Source organism: uncultured Chitinophaga sp. (genome assembly GCF_937898475.1).
Classification (GTDB): Bacteria; Bacteroidota; Bacteroidia; order Chitinophagales; family Chitinophagaceae; genus Chitinophaga.
The window spans coordinates 1014162-1034571 of the sequence record NZ_CALEJS010000016.1; the positions used below are offsets into that span (position 1 = coordinate 1014162).

At 49.0% G+C, this 20410-nt stretch carries 27 protein-coding genes; 18 read left to right on the forward strand and 9 right to left on the reverse strand.

Going from position 1 to position 20410, the window contains the following annotated elements:
• The first annotated feature begins 11 nt into the window (after positions 1–11).
• From paaA to nadD, 5 genes are all read left to right on the forward strand, one after another.
• On the forward strand, positions 12–1010 hold the full coding sequence (paaA, locus tag Q0577_RS14000; RefSeq protein WP_298737293.1) for a 1,2-phenylacetyl-CoA epoxidase subunit PaaA: 999 nt from the start codon (positions 12–14) through the stop codon (positions 1008–1010).
• A gap of 20 nt (positions 1011–1030) precedes the next feature.
• Positions 1031–1405 (forward strand): 1,2-phenylacetyl-CoA epoxidase subunit PaaB, encoded by a 375-nt coding sequence (gene paaB / locus Q0577_RS14005; RefSeq protein WP_298737295.1) that lies wholly within the window; start codon positions 1031–1033, stop codon positions 1403–1405.
• Positions 1402–2160 (forward strand): 1,2-phenylacetyl-CoA epoxidase subunit PaaC, encoded by a 759-nt coding sequence (gene paaC / locus Q0577_RS14010; RefSeq protein WP_298737297.1) that lies wholly within the window; start codon positions 1402–1404, stop codon positions 2158–2160. Before paaB ends, paaC begins: the two co-directional genes overlap by 4 nt.
• Positions 2161–2170: 10 nt before the next feature.
• On the forward strand, positions 2171–2662 hold the full coding sequence (gene paaD, locus Q0577_RS14015) for a 1,2-phenylacetyl-CoA epoxidase subunit PaaD (protein ID WP_298737299.1): 492 nt from the start codon (positions 2171–2173) through the stop codon (positions 2660–2662).
• Between the two features lie 118 nt (positions 2663–2780).
• Positions 2781–3350 (forward strand): nicotinate (nicotinamide) nucleotide adenylyltransferase, encoded by a 570-nt coding sequence (gene nadD, locus Q0577_RS14020; protein WP_298737301.1) that lies wholly within the window; start codon positions 2781–2783, stop codon positions 3348–3350.
• A gap of 5 nt (positions 3351–3355) precedes the next feature.
• On the opposite strand, the gene Q0577_RS14025 is transcribed toward nadD, so the two are convergent.
• Positions 3356–4405, reverse strand: a complete 1050-nt coding sequence (locus Q0577_RS14025) for an AI-2E family transporter (protein ID WP_298737303.1) — start codon at positions 4403–4405, stop codon at positions 3356–3358.
• 158 nt (positions 4406–4563) lie between these two features.
• Here Q0577_RS14025 and Q0577_RS14030 point away from each other — a divergent pair, with 158 nt between their 5' ends.
• The 3 genes from Q0577_RS14030 to Q0577_RS14040 are packed head-to-tail and all read left to right on the forward strand — an operon-like array spanning position 4564 to position 5630.
• Positions 4564–4758, forward strand: coding sequence for a YtxH domain-containing protein (locus Q0577_RS14030; protein WP_298737304.1), 195 nt, complete (start codon positions 4564–4566; stop codon positions 4756–4758).
• A gap of 24 nt (positions 4759–4782) precedes the next feature.
• On the forward strand, positions 4783–5193 hold the full coding sequence (locus tag Q0577_RS14035) for a phage holin family protein (RefSeq protein ID WP_298737305.1): 411 nt from the start codon (positions 4783–4785) through the stop codon (positions 5191–5193).
• 44 nt (positions 5194–5237) lie between these two features.
• The gene (locus Q0577_RS14040) at positions 5238–5630 is read left to right on the forward strand and encodes a hypothetical protein (protein WP_298737307.1); all 393 of its coding nucleotides are present in this window, start codon (positions 5238–5240) and stop codon (positions 5628–5630) included.
• 14 nt (positions 5631–5644) lie between these two features.
• Here the strand turns inward: Q0577_RS14040 and Q0577_RS14045 are convergent, their stop codons facing one another.
• Positions 5645–6670, reverse strand: a complete 1026-nt coding sequence (locus Q0577_RS14045; protein WP_298737308.1) for an SPASM domain-containing protein — start codon at positions 6668–6670, stop codon at positions 5645–5647.
• A 152-nt stretch (positions 6671–6822) separates the two neighbouring features.
• Here Q0577_RS14045 and Q0577_RS14050 point away from each other — a divergent pair, with 152 nt between their 5' ends.
• On the forward strand, positions 6823–7581 hold the full coding sequence (locus Q0577_RS14050) for a glycoside hydrolase family 25 protein (protein WP_298737310.1): 759 nt from the start codon (positions 6823–6825) through the stop codon (positions 7579–7581).
• 28 nt (positions 7582–7609) lie between these two features.
• Positions 7610–7867, forward strand: coding sequence for a hypothetical protein (locus Q0577_RS14055; RefSeq protein ID WP_298737311.1), 258 nt, complete (start codon positions 7610–7612; stop codon positions 7865–7867).
• A 1-nt stretch (position 7868) separates the two neighbouring features.
• On the opposite strand, the gene Q0577_RS14060 is transcribed toward Q0577_RS14055, so the two are convergent.
• The 3 genes from Q0577_RS14060 to Q0577_RS14070 form a co-directional block, all read right to left on the reverse strand.
• The gene (locus tag Q0577_RS14060) at positions 7869–8399 is read right to left on the reverse strand and encodes a CAP domain-containing protein (protein ID WP_298737312.1); all 531 of its coding nucleotides are present in this window, start codon (positions 8397–8399) and stop codon (positions 7869–7871) included.
• A gap of 216 nt (positions 8400–8615) precedes the next feature.
• On the reverse strand, positions 8616–9074 hold the full coding sequence (locus Q0577_RS14065) for a PA2169 family four-helix-bundle protein (RefSeq protein ID WP_298737313.1): 459 nt from the start codon (positions 9072–9074) through the stop codon (positions 8616–8618).
• Positions 9075–9101: 27 nt separating this feature from the next.
• Entirely contained in the window at positions 9102–9311 is a 210-nt protein-coding gene (locus Q0577_RS14070) for a general stress protein CsbD (protein ID WP_298737314.1), read from the reverse strand.
• A 289-nt stretch (positions 9312–9600) separates the two neighbouring features.
• Between Q0577_RS14070 and Q0577_RS14075 the strand changes: the two genes are divergently transcribed.
• Positions 9601–9810: a hypothetical protein gene (locus tag Q0577_RS14075; RefSeq protein WP_298737315.1), complete on the forward strand. Its 210-nt coding sequence runs from the start codon at positions 9601–9603 to the stop codon at positions 9808–9810.
• A gap of 150 nt (positions 9811–9960) precedes the next feature.
• Here the strand turns inward: Q0577_RS14075 and Q0577_RS14080 are convergent, their stop codons facing one another.
• Positions 9961–10398 carry a DUF4440 domain-containing protein gene (locus Q0577_RS14080; RefSeq protein ID WP_298737317.1) on the reverse strand — a complete coding sequence of 146 codons (438 nt, stop codon included), beginning with the start codon at positions 10396–10398 and terminating at the stop codon, positions 9961–9963.
• Between the two features lie 114 nt (positions 10399–10512).
• On the opposite strand from Q0577_RS14080, the gene Q0577_RS14085 reads away from it, so the two are divergent.
• From Q0577_RS14085 to Q0577_RS14095, 3 genes are read left to right on the forward strand one after another with little or no spacing between them, the layout of a single operon-like run.
• Entirely contained in the window at positions 10513–11703 is a 1191-nt protein-coding gene (locus Q0577_RS14085; protein ID WP_298737318.1) for a DegT/DnrJ/EryC1/StrS family aminotransferase, read from the forward strand.
• A gap of 18 nt (positions 11704–11721) precedes the next feature.
• Complete coding sequence (gene kdsB, locus Q0577_RS14090) at positions 11722–12447, forward strand: 3-deoxy-manno-octulosonate cytidylyltransferase (protein ID WP_298737320.1); 726 nt, start codon at positions 11722–11724, stop codon at positions 12445–12447.
• A gap of 38 nt (positions 12448–12485) precedes the next feature.
• Complete coding sequence (locus Q0577_RS14095) at positions 12486–13562, forward strand: iron-containing alcohol dehydrogenase family protein (protein ID WP_298737321.1); 1077 nt, start codon at positions 12486–12488, stop codon at positions 13560–13562.
• A gap of 88 nt (positions 13563–13650) precedes the next feature.
• Here the strand turns inward: Q0577_RS14095 and Q0577_RS14100 are convergent, their stop codons facing one another.
• Positions 13651–14874: an MFS transporter gene (locus Q0577_RS14100; RefSeq protein WP_298737323.1), complete on the reverse strand. Its 1224-nt coding sequence runs from the start codon at positions 14872–14874 to the stop codon at positions 13651–13653.
• Positions 14875–15104: 230 nt separating this feature from the next.
• On the opposite strand from Q0577_RS14100, the gene Q0577_RS14105 reads away from it, so the two are divergent.
• The 3 genes from Q0577_RS14105 (at position 15105) to Q0577_RS14115 (ending at position 16943) form a co-directional block, all read left to right on the forward strand.
• The gene (locus Q0577_RS14105; RefSeq protein ID WP_298737324.1) at positions 15105–15578 is read left to right on the forward strand and encodes a DNA starvation/stationary phase protection protein; all 474 of its coding nucleotides are present in this window, start codon (positions 15105–15107) and stop codon (positions 15576–15578) included.
• Between the two features lie 69 nt (positions 15579–15647).
• Positions 15648–16400, forward strand: a complete 753-nt coding sequence (locus Q0577_RS14110; RefSeq protein ID WP_298737325.1) for an NYN domain-containing protein — start codon at positions 15648–15650, stop codon at positions 16398–16400.
• A gap of 9 nt (positions 16401–16409) precedes the next feature.
• Positions 16410–16943 carry an O-acetyl-ADP-ribose deacetylase gene (locus Q0577_RS14115; RefSeq protein ID WP_298737326.1) on the forward strand — a complete coding sequence of 178 codons (534 nt, stop codon included), beginning with the start codon at positions 16410–16412 and terminating at the stop codon, positions 16941–16943.
• A 275-nt stretch (positions 16944–17218) separates the two neighbouring features.
• Here the strand turns inward: Q0577_RS14115 and Q0577_RS14120 are convergent, their stop codons facing one another.
• Entirely contained in the window at positions 17219–19201 is a 1983-nt protein-coding gene (locus Q0577_RS14120) for a dehydrogenase E1 component subunit alpha/beta (protein ID WP_298737328.1), read from the reverse strand.
• 17 nt (positions 19202–19218) lie between these two features.
• A complete protein-coding gene (locus Q0577_RS14125; RefSeq protein WP_298737330.1) occupies positions 19219–19563 on the reverse strand; it encodes a phage holin family protein in 345 nt (114 codons plus the stop codon).
• Positions 19564–19699: 136 nt separating this feature from the next.
• On the opposite strand from Q0577_RS14125, the gene Q0577_RS14130 reads away from it, so the two are divergent.
• The gene (locus Q0577_RS14130; protein ID WP_298737332.1) at positions 19700–20137 is read left to right on the forward strand and encodes a hypothetical protein; all 438 of its coding nucleotides are present in this window, start codon (positions 19700–19702) and stop codon (positions 20135–20137) included.
• Positions 20138–20410 lie beyond the last annotated feature (273 nt).

Genomic DNA, 20410 nt, shown 5'->3' on the forward strand with positions numbered 1-20410 from the left:
ACAATCTCGCTATGTACGGTGGCGGATACATTTTCGACGAACCCAATAAAAAGCAATTGCGGGACGAGCAGTTGCATGACGACCCTGAAAAGCTGGCCGCCTTTGAAGATCGTATTGCCCGTGGAGAAAAGATAGAGCCCGGAGACTGGATGCCAGTTGAATACCGCCGGCAGCTGATACGCTTAATAGAACAGCATGCACATTCTGAAGTGATCGGGGCATTACCGGAAGGTACCTGGATCACCCGCGCACCCGGGTTTAAACGCAAGCTGGCCCTTATTGCAAAAGTACAGGATGAGGTAGGGCACGGGCAATTGCTTTATAACGCTGCTGAAACGCTTGGAAAAACCCGGGAGTCCATGATCAACGACCTGCTCAGCGGTAAATCCAAATATTCCAATGTTTTCAATTACCCGGCTATGACCTGGGCTGATGTGACGGTGATCGGCTTTTTAATAGATGCCGCCGCCATTGTAAACCAGGTAGCCAATTCAAAAGGCTCTTACGGACCTTATTGCCGGGCACTGGAACGTATCTGCTATGAAGAAAGCTTTCACCTGAAACAGGGGCATGACGCTTTACTCGAACTTGCTACGGGCACACCTATGCAGAAGGCCATGTTGCAGGATGCCCTGAACCGCTGGTGGCAGCCTATCATGCATTTTTTTGGCCCTCCGGACAAGGTATCCAGCCATTCGGAAAAGCTGATGCAGTGGAAAGTGAAGATGGCCAGCAACGACGACATGCGTAACCAGTTCCTCGATACCTATGTGCCCAAGATATGGGAGCTGGGCCTGAGCCTGCCCGATCCCCTGTTGCATAAGAACACCGCAACCGGTCGCTGGGAATACACTGATCCTGATTGGGACCTGTTCTTCAAAGTGATCAACGGCGATGGTCCCTGCAATAAGGAAAGACTGCAGGTACGCAGATGGGCGGAGGCCGAAGGCCGCTGGGTAAGAAAGGCCCTGATGAATATATCTGAAAGAAAGGCAATGCCGGTAGCGTAAACTAATGCTAAAAGCTGACAATGAACAACCAATCATTTGACCCCCGCGTGAACCGGTTAAAGCTGGGAAATGCGGATGAACCGATAAAAGTGGAAGAAGGTGAAAACTGGAATAGCTATGAAGTATTTCACCAGGAGAAAAGAGGCGCACATCACGAGCATGTAGGTTGTGTACATGCTCCAGACCCGCAGATGGCGCTGGTATTTGCAAAAGAACAGTTTGGGCGTCGTAAGAAGTGCGTAAACCTCTGGGTAGTGCGCAGCGCCGATATTCTTGCATTTGATGCGGAAGATGAAGACATGTTTGCAAACAACCAGGAGAAAACGTATAGAGATGCCAGTGGGTTCAAGGTAATGGAAAAGATCAACAAGGTAAAAGGCAGTAAAGCACCATGATGAAAAACGCAATTGCAGAACTGATCACCAAAATGGCGGATGATGAACTGATCCTGGGTCACCGCAATTCCGAATGGACCGGGTTGGGACCTGTTATGGAAGAAGACATTGCCTTCTCTTCTATGGCGCAGGACAAAATAGGCCATGCCTGGGCATTATACCGCATACTGCAGGAGCAGCTGGATGGCGAAGACCCTGACCAGTTTGCATTTATGCGGGCGGAGCAGGACTTTAAGTGCTGCCACCTGGTAGAAATGCCTATCGGCACCTATGATTTCAGCCTTATGCGGCATTTTCTCTTTGACCATGCAGAGGCGGTACGGTATGATAGTCTGCAGCAGAGCAGCTTTGAACCGCTGCAACAGCTGAGCCGCAAACTGAAGGGCGAACTTAAGTACCACACCCTGCATGCTGACGCCTGGATATTACAGCTATGCAAAGCAGGGGGGGAGAGCTACGAACGTATGCAGGCTGCACTGGATCAGTGCTTTCCACTGGCGGCTGGTATCTTTGAACCTGGCAACGATGAACAGGGCCTTATAAATGCAGGTATCTACCCGGGAGAGCAGGCGCTTTATCAGAGATGGCTGGATGCAGTTAATACGGTATTGGTAAAAGCTTCGCTGAATATGCCTGATCCTGCAACGCTAATCCCGCAGTACGGCGGACGCAAGGGCAACCACACCCCACACCTGCAGCCCCTGTTGCAGGAAATGGGAGAAGTGTTCCGCCTGGACCCGACCGCCCGCTGGTAATAAATACATCATGACTGCTGATAATACCATAACAAATGTCTACAAGGCGCTGGAACAGGTAATGGACCCGGAAATACCCGTGCTGAACGTACTGGACCTGGGTATGATCACTGATGTAGCGTTTCATGATAATACGGTACAGATAAAAATGATCCCCACTTTTGCTGCCTGCCCTGCAATAAGCTTTATACAGGAACAGATCAGGAAAGTAGTAAACCGAGAGACCCGCCTCCCGGTTGAAGTAAGCATTGATAAAACGGTACACTGGCACAGCAACCGCTTATCTGAAGTCGCTAAGGAGAAGCTCCGCAATTTTGGTATTGCCACCCCTCAGGTACATCAGGGAGAGCTGCGTGCGGAGATCATGCTCAACACACCCTGCCCGCATTGCAACAGTAGTAACACCTACCTTCGTTCCCCCTTTGGTTCCACTCTCTGCCGCGCCATCCACTATTGTAAAGATTGCGGGATGGTGTTTGAGCAATTCAAACCGCTTGAATAAGTATAAAGGTGCTTATTCATCAATAATGCATTGCTGATTATCTGCGCCGTATAAATTATGCTTTGGAATTTGGGATTTGGACACTGGAATTTATATATTAGCTCAATAAAAGCTGCGCATGAAGATTGGCTTGTATTTCGGGTCTTTTAATCCTATACATACCGGGCACCTTATAATTGCTAACTATGTCGCCTATAACACGGATCTGGATAAAGTATGGCTGGTGGTATCACCGCAAAACCCGCTGAAACCTTCTTCCACTTTACTGAATGAACATCACCGGTTTCATCTGGCAGAGCTGGCCGTACAGGGAGAGTCCAGGCTGCGGGCCAGTAATATCGAGTTTTCACTGCCAAGGCCTTCCTTTACAATAGATACCCTTACCTATCTGTCGGAAAAATTTCCTACGCAGGAGTTTACCGTGATCATGGGCAGTGACAGTTTCCAGAATATACAGCGCTGGAAGAATTACGAGCAGATTATTAAGCATTATCCCATTTATATCTACAAGCGGCCGGGGCATGAAGTTACAGAGACCTATGGCGCCCAAATACAGGTATTGGATGCACCTTTACTGGAGATATCCTCTACCAGTATCCGCAAATGGATACAGGAGGGGAAATCTATCCGCTACCTGGTGCCGGATAATGTGGCAGCTTATATACAGCAGAACAATTACTACAAATAACCCGCTCAGGAGGATCTTTCTGTTTTTACCACCTTCACCTGCCTTTTCCTGGAAAGGAATTCGTTGGAGTAGATCTGCACCAACAGGATAAACATCGAAATAAGGAGGGGGCCAAAGATGAGCCCAATAAAACCAAAAAGGCTGACACCTACGATCACGCCAAACACAGTAATGAGCGGGTGCACATCTCCTATTCTTTTGGCCAGCAGGAAACGGAAAACGTTATCTGATGCGCCTACTACCGCAAACCCGTAGATCAATATCCCCAGTCCGCTCCAGGTATGCCCGTCCGCAATCAGGAAAATACCCATGGGCACATACACTGCCGCAGCCCCGATAATAGGGAGCATGGCGGTAAAGCAGGTTACCACGAACCAGAAAACAGGCTGTGGCACTTTAAAGATGAAGTAACCGATCAGGGCTACAATGCCCTGGATAACTGCGATCAGCGGAATACCAATACCGTTGGCGATCACCATTTTTTTCAGTTCGCTACCCAGGCGATCCACATTTTCTTCCCTTAACGGAATATAATCGGCGAGCCCGGCTTCCATCTCACGGGCGCAGGTAAGCATAAAGTACAGCACGAAGTACATGATGGCTATCGCGGTAAGTGTATTGAAGGTGGCGCCCAGGAACGTGGGCAGGAAGTTGGTAAGGTTCTCCTGCATCCGCTGGAGGCGGGTTTCAGAAAGAATGTCAAAACCGGTAGCCTCCTGCAATCGTTGGTTGACCGTTTCGAAGCCCTGTATCAGTTCTGAAGAATGGCTGATGGCATAGCTTACTTTAGCTGTCAGCATATTTATCAGCAGGCCAAAAGGCAGCAGGATAATGATAAAGGAAAGCACCATCAGCGTAGCCGCCGCCACGCTTTTTTTCCACTTGCGCTCTTCTACAAGGCGCAGCATCCACTTGCGGCACAGAATGTAGAGTGTTACCGCCCCCAGAAATCCCGGGAAAAGGCCATACAGCTCAGAAAAGAGCAGTACGCCCCAGAACACTATTATCAGCAGGAAAAAGATCTGTTTCAAGCGTTGATTGTCGATGTAGCTCATATACAGTATATGATAAGGTCTCTCTCAAACCTACATGATTTTCGACGAACCGCAAAAAGCGGTATTTTTGGCAGCGGTAGCGAATTGTGGAATAATGTTTGTACCCGTAAATTACCCTGATTAAAAATTTTAATGTTTCATTTAAAAAAATAATGACCATGAGTAACAGTTCAAAAGCCGTTGTTTCCTTCATTGTAGGCGCCGCTGTAGGGGTAGCCGTTGGTTACTTCCTGAACTCCGACAAAAAAGATGAGCTGGTAGAAAAATTAAAGTACCAGTCAGATAAGCTGAAGGACCGTTTCAAAAAGAAAAAGGAGCATTTTGAGGATGCCATTGAGAATGAACTGGCATAACCCCTTCGCACTAAATTCATTTGCATGGAAGAAAATTTCAGCAATTATTTTAACCAGACCGGGAAAGTGGCCAGGGAATACCTGGAAACCCGGGTGGATCTCATTAAGCTCCAGGCAGCAGGAAAGCTATCAAAAGCTTTGGGACTATTCTTTTCTATTATGATGGCTTTCCTGCTGTTCTTCTTTGTAGTGGTCTTCCTGGGTATGGTGGTGGGCTTCTGGATCGGTGAAATGACAGGCAGTTACACCATCGGCTTCTCCTGTGCGGCAGGGCTGTTTGTAGTACTGCTGCTACTGATCCTGATTTTCCGCAAAAGCCTTATCCAGCGTCCGCTGTCAAATATGCTGGTGGCAGAGATGCTGGAAGGAATGTCAGACGATGAGCAGGAGGAAGAAGAAGAGGAGCCGGCTCCCACGCAGGAACCGGTAGCATAAATAAATTCCTTAAACGCCATTTTTAATGATTAAATGACTACGCCATGCAGAAGGTGAAGAAGATCACCAATGTTGAAACACTGGAGCTGGAAGTTGCACGTTTGAAGAAACGCAGCCGCAAACTTGAAACAGACCTGGCAGACCGGGTTGACTTTTTTAAAGAGAACTATGGGAAGATGGCCATTAACTCTGTAGTACCCGGGCTCGGCAAACACAAGGGTACTTTCGGGCTGGTATCACGTATTGCCGGCATAGCCTGGCAAAGTGGGAAGTTCAAAACATTTGCCACCGGCGCATTTATGACTGTACTGGAGTTTGTTGGGGTACGCCTGGGTATCAACCTGTTCAATAAATACCAGCAGCACAGAAGGAAAAAGAAAGCGCGTAAAAAAGCGGAAACCCGGACGGCTGCTTCCAACTCACAGGAAGAGTATTAATATATACGGCACCGTTAGCCCCACACCTTGGTGCCTTCACTACAGTTGGAACAGATATCTATATTCTTACGACCTTCCATGATCTGGGTACGGAAACGTACATATTGTTCATTAAACCACAATTCGCGGAAAGACTGCTGTTTCAGATCTCCCAGTTTATGCTGTGCATCCTTATCAAAGCAGCAGGGCGCTACCAGCCCGTCCCAGGTAATGACCGGGGAATGCCACAAACGCCAGCAGTGATTACCTAGCTTATTCTTAATGCTGTAAGTGCCATCTTCATTACGGTGATAGCGGCTGTATTTATCTATGGTAGGAATAAGGCGGTTGCCTTCTTCATAATCATATACCTGGGCAGTTTTGAAACGCACTTCATCCACACCAATCTCTTTAGCCAGTTGCTTAATATCCTCAATCTGATGCTCATTAGGTTTTACCACAAGGAACTGGAAGAATACAAAAGGCTTTTTTGAGTTAAGCGCTTTTTTCCACTTCACAATGTTCTTAGCGCCCTGTATCACTTTTTCGAGGTTACCGCCTACCCGATACTGCGTATATACGTCCTGCGTGGTGCCGTCAATGGATATGATCAGCCTGTCAAGGCCGCTTTCTACTGTTTTACGGGCGTTCGCATCCGTAAGGTAGTGCGCATTGGTAGAGGTGGCAGTATAGAGTCCCCTTTCACCGGCATACTTCACCATATCGAGGAAACCAGGATTCAGGTAAGGCTCGCCCTGGAAATAAAATATCAGGTACAGCAGATCTTTGGAGATCTCATCAATTGTCTTCCTGAAAAAGTCCTGCTGCAACATACCGGTAGGCCGTGTAAAGGCGCGGAGCCCGCTGGGACATTCGGGGCAGCGCAGGTTACAGGAGGTGGTAGGCTCAAAGGAAATGGAGATAGGATAACCCCATTGAACCGGCTTGCCACTCCATTTGCTCAGAAAGTAACTGGCCAGTACTTTGCCTGCGTTCCATCCCCGGCGAAGGGTGAATTTCGAAATAAGGTTCAGGGTGTCGTTCAGGTTAAAATCAGGCATTGATCAGATACTTTGTGTGTAAAATTAAGACAAGTATAGATGTAATAGTAAAAAATATTACGCTATACTTGTACCGCTAAACAGGTAAGTTATTAGTTGTCAGTTGCAATGACTGACAACGGTAGCTTTCAGCTGACAACTGTTAAATATCAATGAGGAAGAAAAAACCGGGACGTTTACTGCTTATACTTATGGTAATGGTGGCCGCTGCCGTGGCCGCATGGTTATGGTGGCAGCAGCGGCAGGAAGCGCTGAACTTTGTACGGTATGAGGAATTCGGAATTGATATGCCCGTGAATTATTCCATACATGGTATAGACGTGTCAAAATTCCAGCGTGAAATAAACTGGGAGGCGGTAAGGCAGATGCAGGTGGATAAGATACGTATATCCTTTACCTTTATTAAGGCTACAGAGGGCATTACCCGTCAGGATGCAGCGTTTAAGCGCAACTGGGACAAGGCCGGAAAAGCAGGACTGGTACGCGGCGCCTATCACTTCTTCTATTCTACCCGTGACCCCATCAAACAAGCTATCAATTTCCGGAATGTGGTACAGCTGGAATCAGGCGACCTGCCACCCGTGCTGGATATAGAAATGCACAATAACCAGCCTGCCGCCGTGATCAGAAGCACGGCAAAGATCTGGCTGGAAGAGATGGAAAAAGCTTACGGGATAAAGCCCATTATTTATACTAACCTGAAGTTCTATAATACCTACCTTGGGGATGAGTTTAATGACTACCCGCTATGGATAGCCCATTATTACCAGAAAGAGCGGCCCCGTGTAAACCGGGAGTGGCTTTTCTGGCAGCACAGTGATATTGGCAGGGTGAACGGTATAAAAACAATCGTAGATTTTAATGTATTCAGAGGCGATAGTGCGGCGTTAATGAAATTGTGCCTGCCCTGATGGGAGTAACCAGTTAATAAACCCGCTTATGCAACCCGAAGAAGAACAGAAAGACCCTTTTAATTCGGTAATGGTGCAGTTTTTTGTGAAGATCATGCGCACCATGTTCCTGGGGCTTTTCTGGATGCTGGTAAATGTATTCCTGGGCCTTTTCCTGGGGATGGGGGTGCCGGACGAATCAACGCCCGGCCGCCTGATATTCTTTTACGCCTGGCTGGTACTTACCCTTGCTGCCTACCTTTATGTGGTATGGCGCTGGTGGAGAAAGAAGCTGCCGCCGCCATGATTTATTTGCGCGTACCTAATTCCATGGTCCATAATTTTCCATACCTGCCCACTCCCATTTCTGTAAAGTTCGGATCCATCATATTCCTGCAATGCTTGGGGCTGGTGAGCCAGCCCAGTACGGTTGCCTGTTCATCCGTAAGCCCGGTGGCAATGTTTTCTCCGTACCGCAGCCAGGGATAACCAACCGCATCCAGGCGCTGCCCCGGGTCAGACCCGCCCGGGGCAATATGATCAAAATACGATTGCTCAGACATGTCTTTACTATGCAGCCAGGCTGCTTTTTCCAATGTACCGTTCCAGCTGACAGAAGGTACCGGAGGCATTTTGGAATCGCCGCAATTACAGCCCCGGCTGCGCAGCCCGTTCACCAGGCGCAGCAAAAAAGCACGGTCTACCTTGTTTTCAGGGAATGAATCAGAAACAAAACCCGTAGTATCGCTTACAACAGGGTTTACAGCTGTGTCTTTAGCACAGCAGATAAAAGAAAGGCTTATGCACAACAGTGCCGCAAATCTGAAAATGCCGGTCATTATTACCAGTTAAGTGTAAAGGATTAAATGAATACCGGTTTGAGATAGAATCGGGCTAAAATTAGATTGAGTTGTTCAGAGGCAGGGTTAAAATCACAAGGAACAAATATAGTGTGGCAGAATGAAAATTGGACAGTCTTTTTTGTAAAGCGGATGTTAACAAAAACACCAAGGGCTGAAACAATGCGTTTCAACCCTTGATATTCAATAGATAACTCATTTGCTTTCTTTCTCCAGATCGCGGTATTTTTTGATCCGGTCGTGTGACAGCCTGAGCTCTCCCTGCTGCCGGGTAATAACATCCAGCATATCGCCGGGGATCTCCACTTCATTGCTGAGGGCCATGTTGTATACCCGTAGCGTTACATCTTCGCCATATTCACAGGAGGCCAGCACGCTGGAATCGCTGTTGGTGAAATCAGCCTTCAGGTCCATCCAGGTACGATACAGATCGCCAGCCATGCTGGTATCAGGCTCTTCCTGTCCGCCGCCAGCTTTTATGAACTTATTGAGTTCAAAGGCGTACTCCCTGCTCTGATCAGCCATAGACTGAAAAATGTGCTGTAATCCCGGATCGTCTACCTCTGTAACGGCATTATCATACCCTGCCGACCGGTCGTTATTGACACGTACAAGGTCTTGCAGGGTGTTGATAAGATCTGTGTGCATGATCATAATAAAAGGATTTTAAGATTTGCATTCTTACAGTAATGAGGGCTGCAAATATGCTACCTGAATACTTTTTATGATCCTTTTTGCTTCTTCTTTCGACTTCCCGGTTCTCTGTTGCAAGCAGGCTATCAATTCCTGTTCTTTGCCATAGGTAACTTCGAGGTCTTCGTCGGATAGCTGGGGGTAGCGCTGCCTCAAAACTCTTTTGAGCACCCACCAGTCACGTAACTGCATCTTCATAACAAACCAAAATTTAAAGGGTGATTGATGAACGGGGGAACGAAGAAGGTAATTCAATTTCTGTGCCCGCTCTTCGGGCCTGACAATCAAGGCTAAAGCGGCAGACTGCAATCGAGTGACAGCCGGGATACAACTTTAGTTTACCCACTGTTTGGGGAAATGGGGTAGTACAGGTTGTGGAATTACCGCGTCACAATAAATGCTTTAGCCGCCCCCAGCCTGACTTACTGCACTGGAACAAACTTTGTAAAGTATACTACAACACTTTAGAACGCCAAAAAAGAGCAACATGCCTAGTCAACATAAAAATACATCCAGTAATAAGAAGGGAACCGGGGAAACAAAGGTGGACAAGGAAAAGAAACCAGCAGAAATACTGAAAACCCGGAAAGCCAGCAACTTCACCAATCCGTTGCGGGGAGACCTTTCTGAAATGCCGGAAAAAGAAAATAAAACTGTGCGGGAGAATAAAAGAGATAAGGACGAACATCGAACATAACGACTCACCATATCGATTAGTTGAAACTCTCGTCAACATTAACTTTTATGTAATTTCAGGGAACAGTGTTTAGTCATAGTTCTTCTTTAATGTTGTGGTGTATAGCAGGCCGTCCCATTCCTGGGATGGTTTTCTTTTTTCAGGAAGTAGCTAACTGCTGTGGTCTGCAATGATCTCCCAGGCACCATTCACTTTCCTGATGAGCAGGCTGAAATGCCCTTCCAGGTTGCCGATACTGCGTTGCAGTTGAAATTTACCAACAAGAAAACAGAGTTCAGGCGTTAACTGTTTAAACTCCAGCAGCTTAAATTGCAGCTGACCCATGGCGGCAGTGTCGGGGTATGACTTTTTATAACGATCCAGCGTAGCCTGCCAGCCATAGGTAATGCCGGATTTACCAATGAAAAGCAGCGAATCCGACTGCCAGTAAGTATCCATAAATGCACGGATATTGCCCTGGTTCCAGGCGCTTATTTGCTGCTGCATTAATTGCCCGATTGCCTGCTCGGCTGTTTGCTGTGCCCGGGCTGCAGACCCTGTAGTGGCTAATACAAATGCCAAAGGAATAGTATACAGGAGGAAACGCATGTCGAAAATTTAGCAAAAGATATATAGTTTTTAGCTGTAAGGCAAATTTGATTATACTACCTTTGCAAACGACATAAAAAAGGAAGCTTTATCATTAATTAAAATCAATAGCATATGCCTGGATATGAACTATTTGGTGCTGAGGAAAGGAAAGAAGTGAATGATGTACTGGAAACCGGTATTTTCATGCGTTATGGTTTTGATGGTCCCCGCAAGGGCGTCTGGAAAGCCAAAGAATTGGAGAATGCCATCAGCAGCAAACTGAACGTACCCTACACACAGCTTACCTCCAGCGGCACTACCGCCCTTACTACCGCCCTGGCGGCCCTGGGTGTAGGCGCAGGCGACGAAGTGATCATGCCTACTTTCACTTTTGTGGCCAGCTTTGAAAGTATATTCTCCGTGGGAGCCACTCCCGTTCTGGTTGATATAGATGATACCCTTACCCTGGATCCCAGGGCTGTGGAAGCCGCTATTACCCCCCGTACAAAGGTGGTGATGCCGGTACATATGTGCGGCGCCATGGCAGACCTGGATGCACTGAAAGCCATCTGCGAAAAGCACAACCTGATACTCCTGGAAGACGCCTGCCAGTCATTCGGCGCCAGCTATAAAGGCAAGGCGCTGGGTACCATCGGCCACGCCGGGGCATTTTCATTCGACTTTGTAAAAACCATCACCTGTGCCGAAGGCGGCGCCGTGGTGACCAGCGATAAGGACCTGTATATCAGGTGCGACGGCTTCTCTGATCACGGGCACGACCACCTGGGCGCAGACCGCGGTGCGGATCAGCACCCCTTTATGGGATACAATTTCCGTATCTCTGAACTGCATGCCGCTGTAGGCCTGGCACAGATACGCAAGCTGGACCACTTCCTGGCCATCCAGCGGAATACCAAGAAGATCTTTAAGGATGCCCTGGCGGCTATCCCGGAAGTGAGCTTCCGCCGCCTGCCCGACCCTGAAGGCGATAGCGCCACTTTCCTGGGCTTTTTCCTGCCCGAAGAGAGCCAGGCGCGGGCTGCCGCTGCTGCCATGAAGGCTGCCGGACTGGCCGCGTTTTACTGGTATGACAATAACTGGCATTATATCCGCAACTGGGACCACTTTAAGCAAAGCACTACCCTGAATCATTTTGCCCCCGGCCTGCAACAGGCAATGGAGCTGTATAAGATCAGGCAGTTCCCTGTTTCAGATGCTATCATCAACCGTTGCATCTGCACACCGATCAACCTGGCCTGGACTGAGCAGGAAGTGAAGGAAAGGGCCAACAAGCTGGTGACTGCCGTTAAGAGCGTGTTATAAGCACAGAATAACAACATTATGAAGAAGATAGCCTTAATACCTGCCCGTTACGGCGCCACCCGTTTCCCCGGGAAACTGATGGCTAAGCTGGGGGGTAAATCCGTGATACTCCGTACATACGAATCTACGGTGAACACCGGCGTGTTCGACGAAGTGATAGTGGTTTGCGACAGTGATATCATCTACCAGGAGATCGTTCAGAACAACGGCAAGGCCATAATGAGCCGGAAGGAGCATGAATGCGGTACCGACCGCATTGCAGAAGCAGTGGCGGATATGGACGTGGATATCGTGGTGAATGTACAGGGCGATGAGCCTTTTACCCAGAAAGGCCCCCTGGAAAAGCTACTGCAGGTATTTGAAGGCGAGGCTGGTAAGCAGGTGCAGGTGGCCTCCCTGATGCAGGAACTGAAAGACTGGAAATCCATAGAAGACCCTAACTATGTTAAGGTAGCGGTCGATAAACATTTTAACGCTTTATTCTTTTCCCGTTCCGTTATACCTTATCCTCGCAACAAAGAAGCGCGCAGCATTTACTACGAACATATTGGTATCTATGCCTTCCGTAAACAAACGCTGCTGGAGTTTACCCGGCTGCCGGTAAGCCCGCTGGAGAATGCAGAGAAAATAGAATGCCTGCGGTACCTGGAGAACGGCATTCCCATGAAAATGGTGGTAACAGAATATATGGGCGTGGAAATAGACACCCCTGAGGATCTGCAGAAAGCAACGCAGCTGCTGTAATTAACAATGAGCATTAACAATTTATAATTTAGGAGCGGATGAAATTCAGAAATTTTAAACTGGTAGGTTACGTCATATTCGGCCGCGGGGCCTTTAACCAGCTGGATGAGATACTGGCGCCCCAGCGTAAGGGAGACGCCCCCATGATATTTTTTGTAGATCACTTTTTCAGGGACAAGGCGGCGTTCACCAGCCGTATACCGCTGCGCGGCAAGGATAAGATCGTGTTCATTGACGTAACGCACGAGCCCAAAACCACCTATGTAGATCAGTTGCGGGATGAATTGAAGACAGAATTCGGCCAGGTATCCGGTATCATCGGTATTGGCGGCGGCTCCACAATGGACATGGCCAAGGCGGTATCGCTGATGATGAACAATCCCGGTTCTTCCGCTGATTACCAGGGTTGGGACCTCATAAAACAACCCGGCGTATATAAAGCAGGTATTCCCACCCTTTCAGGCACCGGGGCAGAGGTTAGCCGAACAACGGTACTTACCGGACCTACGAAAAAACTGGGGCTTAACTCCGATTTTACACCATTTGACCAGATAGTGCTGGATCCCGAGCTGATCAGGGACGCACCGGTGAACCAGCGTTTCTATACCGCTATGGATTGTTACATCCACTGTGTGGAGTCGCTGGAAGGCACTTACCTCAATGCGTTCAGCCGCTCTTATGGAGAAAAGGCACTGGCGCTGTGCCAGGAGATATTCCTTACAAAACAGCATTGGGATGATGATGCAGATGAAAAACTGATGATGGCTTCCTATGCCGGAGGTATGAGCATCGCCTACTCACAGGTAGGGGTGGCGCATGCTGTAAGCTATGGCCTCAGCTATCTGTTGGGCACCCATCATGGCGTAGGCAATTGCGTTGTGTTTGACAAACTGGAGGAGTTCTACCCGCAGGGCGTGGAAGAGTTTAAGGAGATGGTGCAGAAACATCACATCACCATCCCGCAGCATATTACCAAAGGCTTGAGCGATGAGCAGTTCAACACCATGATAGACGTATCCCTGGGCATGGCGCCACTGTGGGAGAACGCCCTGGGTAAAGACTGGCAGCAGCAGATGACAAGAGACCGCCTGCGCGCCTTGTACGAAAGATTGTAACACGCTATATCATAAAGCAGAACGCGGAACGCTGAGATACAACTCAAGGTGTTCCGCGTTTTGCGTTTTGCGTGCTGCAGGCAGCGTTTCAGAGCCATCTGCGGATGTGCGTCTTCATATGCACCAGCCGCCACATTACTTTCAGCCGGCGGTTATCATAGATGGCAATCAGGTAAACAGTGGCCATCAGGGCGGCAACGCCCATTACACCAAAAGTAGCCGGGAAATAAGACGCATTATTGTGATAGATATAGGCAGAAAGATAAGCGCCCAGCCCGATGCCAGCTTCCATGGCAATGTACATGGTAGCCAGTGCGCGGCCACGGTAGGAAGGATCTCCCAGGTCTACCGTCCAGGCAGTAACCGCAGGAGAGTTAATACCTACTGACACGCCATAGATCACAGCAGCCGCCATCATCACGAACGGGGTGGTAGTAACTGCCAGCATGAACAGTGAAACAGCCATCATGGCCGCAGATATTTTCAGTATCGGTACACGGCCATGCTTGTCAGACAGTTTGCCCGCCAGCAGGCGTATGCCAATAGATGCCACGGTAAAGAAGGTAAAGAAAAGCCCTTTATTATGAATGCCCAGGTGGTTGCTGAAATCCGGGATCACCGTCAGCAGTGCACCATAGCTCAGGAATGTCAGGAAGGTAACGATCACCGGGCCTACTACCAGCGGCTCAAAGATCTCGTTGCGGGAGATCTTCAGCAGCGATGGACTGAAACGCTGGCGGTTGGGGAGCGTTTCCTTCAGGCCGCCTATCAGTATTACGACAGATAACAATGCAAATACGGCAGACACCTGGAACATAACATAGATATTCCACCTGGCTGCAATAAAACCTCCTATGGCTGGGCCTATAGCCAGGCCAATGGTACTGAAAAGACCAACCATGCCCATCGCCTCCGCCCGCCTGTGATAAGGCACGAGATCGGAAATATAGGCGGTGGTACCCGTAGGTTTAAAGCCGGTAGAAAAGCCATGAAAGAAGCGGAGCAGCAGGAAAGCGCCAACAGAACTAACCAACGGATACAACAGGCTGCATATAACACATACCACCGAGCCGAATATCATTACCGGTACACGGCCAACAGTATCTGTCAATTTGCCGCTAAAAGGACGCGATAAACCTGCCATTAAGGTAAAAAGTGCCAGAATGTAGCCTTTATAATCTGCGCCACCCATACTACTGAGATAAGCGGGCAGCTCAGGGATCAACATATTGTAACTGGCGGAGAATACGGCATTACTAAGGCAAAGTAAAATGAAGTGCAACGTATAGATTCTCCCCGACGACTGTTCCATACCACAAAATTAGGAAGTATGGCACAATAATAGCAAAAGAACCAACATCAAATCTACTATCTTTGTAGGATTTTAACACATGACAAGGACCACCCGGGATTAAAGAAGCACTTTGCCGGCGGGCCGCACGCACACCCCCGCCCCCATCAGTTTCATGTGAAAACGGGAGTAACCAGCCGACCGGATATCCTGCAGAACATAAGTACTGGTAAAAGATCAAATACGTACATATGAAAGCAAACATTGGAATCTCCGAAGAAAATCTGAAGGCAGTTGCCTTAGAACTGAACAAGGCCTTAGCTGACCTGATGGTGCTCTACACCAAAACACGCAATTATCACTGGAATGTTGAAGGACCCGATTTTATGGAACTGCACAAGTTCTATGAAGAGCAATACAGCCAGCTGGAAGAGGCCATTGACGAAACCGCAGAGCGTATCCGCACATTGGGCCACTACGCTCAGGGCCGCCTGGCAGACTTCCTGAAACAGACCAGCCTGGTGGAACAGGAGTACACCAACGATGAGCGTACACAGCTCAGTAACCTGCTGGAAGACCACGAAACAATTATCCGAAACCTGCGCAGACTGGTTACTGAGTTTGCCGACAAGTATAAGGACATTGGCTCCAGCGATTTTGCCACTGAATTATTAAGGCAGCACGAGAAAATGGCCTGGATGATCCGTTCCTATCTCAACAAATGATACCTTATGTGATTGGAGTCCGGCTCGCAGATCTTTTGTAATATTATAGTTCTAAACCCACCAAGGCTTATGGATAATAGTACAAGAGACCTGCGGCTTGCCGTGCTAATAGATGCTGATAACATACCCCACAGCCATGTACGCCCCATGCTGGAAGAAGTTGCCAAGTATGGAGTACCTACCTTTAAACGGATCTATGGAGACTGGACCAAACCGCAGCTCAGCTCATGGAAGGCGGTTCTCCTGGAGCATGCCATCAACCCCGTGCAGCAATACAGCTATACCTCCGGGAAAAATGCCACGGATTCTGCTATGATCATAGACGCGATGGATATACTGTATACGGGGCGTGTGGATGGATTCTGCCTGGTAAGCAGCGATAGCGATTTTACCCGGCTGGCTACCCGCCTCAGGGAAGCCGGTATGCGGGTATTTGGCCTGGGTGAAATGAAAACGCCGGCCGCTTTCCGCGCCGCCTGCGATAAATTTATTTACCTCGAAATCCTGCAGCAGGAGAGCAGCGAAGAACAGGCCCCCACCCGGCGGAAAACCGCTCAAAGCAAACGCAAAGCCATCAGCAAAGCCAACCGGGAGCTGTTTAACCTGCTCAAGTCAAGCATTAATGATACCGCCGATGAAGACGGCTGGGCCTACCTGGGCGACCTGGGTAACCTGCTGATCAAGAAACAACCGGACTTTGACTCCCGTAACTATGGGTTCAACAAGCTGCTGCAGCTGATCAAAAGCTTCGACAGTTTTGAAATAGATATACGGGAAACCGGCAAGAAAACCGGGAAACTGGTGTATGTACGGGTAAAATAAACGCATGTCATGAATGTAACAGAACGGATATCCATACTACAGGGCGATATTACAAAAGTAGAAGCAGATGCTATCGTGAATGCGGCCAACTCATCTCTGATGGGTGGGGGAGGTGTAGACGGCGCCATACACCGCGCCGGCGGACCGGCTATCCTGGAAGATTGCCGGAAGATCGTTGCCCGGCAAGGCGGATGCGCCACCGGGGAGGCCGTGATCACTACCGCCGGCAGGCTGCCGGCCAGACATGTGATCCATACGGTAGGACCGGTTTGGAATGGCGGCCATAAACAGGAAGCCGCAAAACTGGCCGCCTGCTACCGGAACGCTTTACAGCTGGCCATAGCGCATCAGCTGCATACCATCGCTTTTCCTAATATCAGTACCGGGATATACCGCTTCCCCAAAGACGAGGCTGCCCGTATTGCCGTCACTACTATCCGTGATTTTTTAGCTGAACATGAGGAGATAAGGCAGGTGATCCTGGTTTGTTTTGATGAAAGTAACCTGACCAGTACGAAGGAGGCCCTGGAACAGCTACAATAAGAAAACCCCGGGTATACCGGGGTTGTATATTGATAATAAGAATATCCAGATTCGTGCTTAGCGTTTTACGTACTTGATAGTAGCGTACAAAAGCATTAAGGCGAACACTATAATAACAACATAGGCCAGAATATGCCCTACCTTATCAAAAGCCCTGTAGAACTCCGTCGTCTTTACATTATCCTGTAAGAGTGTCAGCAACATAGTAGAATGTATTTAAAGAATTGCCTGCAAGTTAGGGTATTCCCGTCAAAAATCCCAACCCGCTCAATGGCTCAGTACGCGGCCAGTTTGCGAATACACTGATCCAGCCGGGCTTTTGCCAGGAAATTTTTTTCAAGTGCGGGAGAAAAAGGCACCGGGGTATCCAGGCTGGCGCAACGCAGCACCGGGGCATCCAGCAGGTGAAAACAGTGTTCTGCTATCCAGGCACTGATTTCGCCGCCAAAGCCACCGGTAAGAGTATCTTCGTGCAGCACCAGCACCTTACCGGTTTGCGATACCGCCGCTTCAACCGCAGCGTAATCCAGCGGCAGCAGTGTACGGAGGTCCAGTATATGGAGGGAGAACTCCGGATGCTGTTGCGCGTATTCCAGCGCCCAGTGCACCCCGCTGCCATAGGTAATAATGCTGATGTCAGTACCGCTTTGAGCTACTCTAGCCTTGCCTATTTCCACCGTATACCAGCCTTCCGGTAACGGGCCGCTGATTGCCCGGTAAAGCGCTTTATGCTCAAAATACATTACCGGGTTCGGGTCTGCCAGGGCTGCCAGCAACAATCCCTTGGCATCAGCCGGGGTAGAGGGGTATACCACTTTCAGGCCGGGTGTGTGGGTAAACCAGGCCTCATTACTCTGGGAGTGAAAGGGCCCCGCACCCACCCCTGCGCCGGCGGGCATGCGGATCACCACATCCGCCGCCTGTCCCCAGCGGTAGTGGATCTTTGCCAGGTTATTAACGATTTGATTAAAGCCCACCGTCACAAAATCAGCAAACTGCATTTCCACCATGCTTTTGTATCCCATCAGGGAAAGCCCCAGGGCTGTACCAATAATAGCGCTTTCACAAAGGGGCGTATTGCGCACCCTCGCCTTACCGAACTTTTCTACAAACCCTTCTGTGATCTTGAAGGCACCGCCGTATTCCGCAATGTCCTGCCCCATCAGCACCAGGTTCGGGAACTGCTCCATAGCAGTGCTCAATCCATCGGAAATAGCATTGATGAAGCGCTTTTCTGTTGCTGAAGCAGGAGAGGCGATGGCCCATTGAGGATCAGCAGGCGCATATATATCAGCCAGCTCTGTGGAGGTATCAGCTACCGCTTCGGCACTGTCTGCAAGCGCTGCTGCAATGTCTGTATCTATCTGCTGCTTCAGTTCCAGGTGTATGGCCTGCCTGTTTTCGGGGCTGAGCAGGCCTATGCATTCCAGGAATGCTTCGTAGTGATGTATGGGGTCTTTCTGCGCCCATTCTTCCAGCAGGCCAGGGGGCACATACTTAGTGCCGCTGGCCTCTTCATGGCCCCGCATACGGAAAGTGAGGGCTTCTATCAGTACGGGTTGCTGCTCCTGCAGCGCATAGGCTTTGGCCTTGTTAACCGCATGGTATACTTCCAGCAGGTTATTGCCGTCTATACGCATGCTGTGCATACCGTAACCGGCTGCCTTATCGGTGAGCTGGGCACAGCGGTATTGTTCAGATACCGGGGTACTCAGGCCGTAGCCGTTATTCTCTATCAGGAAAATGACCGGGAGCCCCCAAACGGAAGCCACATTCAGGGCCTCATGAAATTCCCCTTCACTGGTGCCCCCTTCTCCGGTGAAGGCCAGGGTCACCTTATTCTCTTTACGAAGCGTATGGGCCAGTGCAATACCGTCTGCAACAGACAGCTGGGGGCCCAGGTGGGAGATCATGCCGCAGATATGATGCTCGCGGCTGCCAAAGTGGAAGGAACGTTCCCTACCTTTGCTATAGCCCTGCAGACTGCCCTGCCACTGGTGGAACAGCTGCCGCAGTGGCATATTGCGGGTGGTGAATACACCCAGGTTGCGGTGCAGGGGCAATATCCATTCATCGGGCTGCAGGGCCAGGGTGGCGCCTACTGCAATAGCCTCCTGGCCAATGCCGGAGAACCATTTGCTGACCTTGCCCTGCCGCAGAAGTAATAACATTTTCTCCTCTATCAGCCGGGGCAGTATCAACGCACGGTAAAAAGACAGTAATTGTTCGTCGCTGATGTCGGAGCGGTCAAAGTACATATCTAAATAGTATGAAATTAATCTTCCCTGCTGGCAAGGCCATGCATGAAACTATTGATAATGGTCATAACAATACTGAACAACAGCGCCCACCAGAAACCGTTCACCTTAAAGCCGGATACCAGCCCGGACGCAAACAGGATAATGATGGCATTAATCACCAGCAGGAACAACCCCAGGGTAAGAATGGTAACGGGCAATGTCAGTATGATCAGCACCGGCTTTACCAACACGTTCAGTATGGCCAGTACTAAAGCCAGTATTAAAGCCGTTATAAAATTGTCTATTTTAACACCAGGTAAGAGGTAAGCGGTTAACATGGCTGCCAATGCGCTTACCAGCAAGCGGATCAGAAAATTCATAAGAAGGTATTTATAGAGTTAAGATAAGAAAAATAGCATCAGAAAACATGGCCGCAAAGGTAAGGGCATAATGTTTGCGCCCCGGAAACATGAGGATTATTTTTTATTTTTGTCTCATATTCAAATCATATCTAACATGCAAAAACCTTACTTCCTATTGCTGACTTTACTCATTACTTCTGGCATACTGGTTTCCTGCAAAAGCAAAAATGACGATCCTGCACCTTATACCAATCCGCTGATTTACGGCCGCTGGGAGTATGTAGTGGGCCTGGACAGTTTATGGAACAGGCAAAACCAGCTGCTGTCTGCAGACACCGTTGATACCAAGGGTGAAGAGGATATTTATCTCACGTTCCGGGAGAATGGCCAGGCAGAGACCACACTGGACGAAGTGGGCAGCGGCACCTACCGTTTCAGGGATGCGCAAACACTGGAAGTAAAAAATAGCAGCGGGGTAGCGGATTATCTGCCTATTCTTACGCTGACCAACAACCAGCTGATCTTTGTGATCACCGATACGGCCTATGGAAATGGTAATTACAGCAAACAATACCTGTACTTCAGAAAGTAGATCACCGTCTTTTTATAGATACACAATGAAAAAGAGCCCGTTTCTTCAGCAGGAGACGGGCTCTTCTCATATGATAGTTATACACGTTTGCCATTTTACCCGTACTACACCCGTAGATGAAGGGTAGATGTCTGGTATCTATAAAGATACCGGACATCTACCGCTCAACTACGGGACATCTACCGGACATATACCGGACATCCCTGATGCAAGCCGCAACTGTCTAGTCCTAAAATAGCTATACAGGTGAATAAAATAGTCCTGATACTGGTT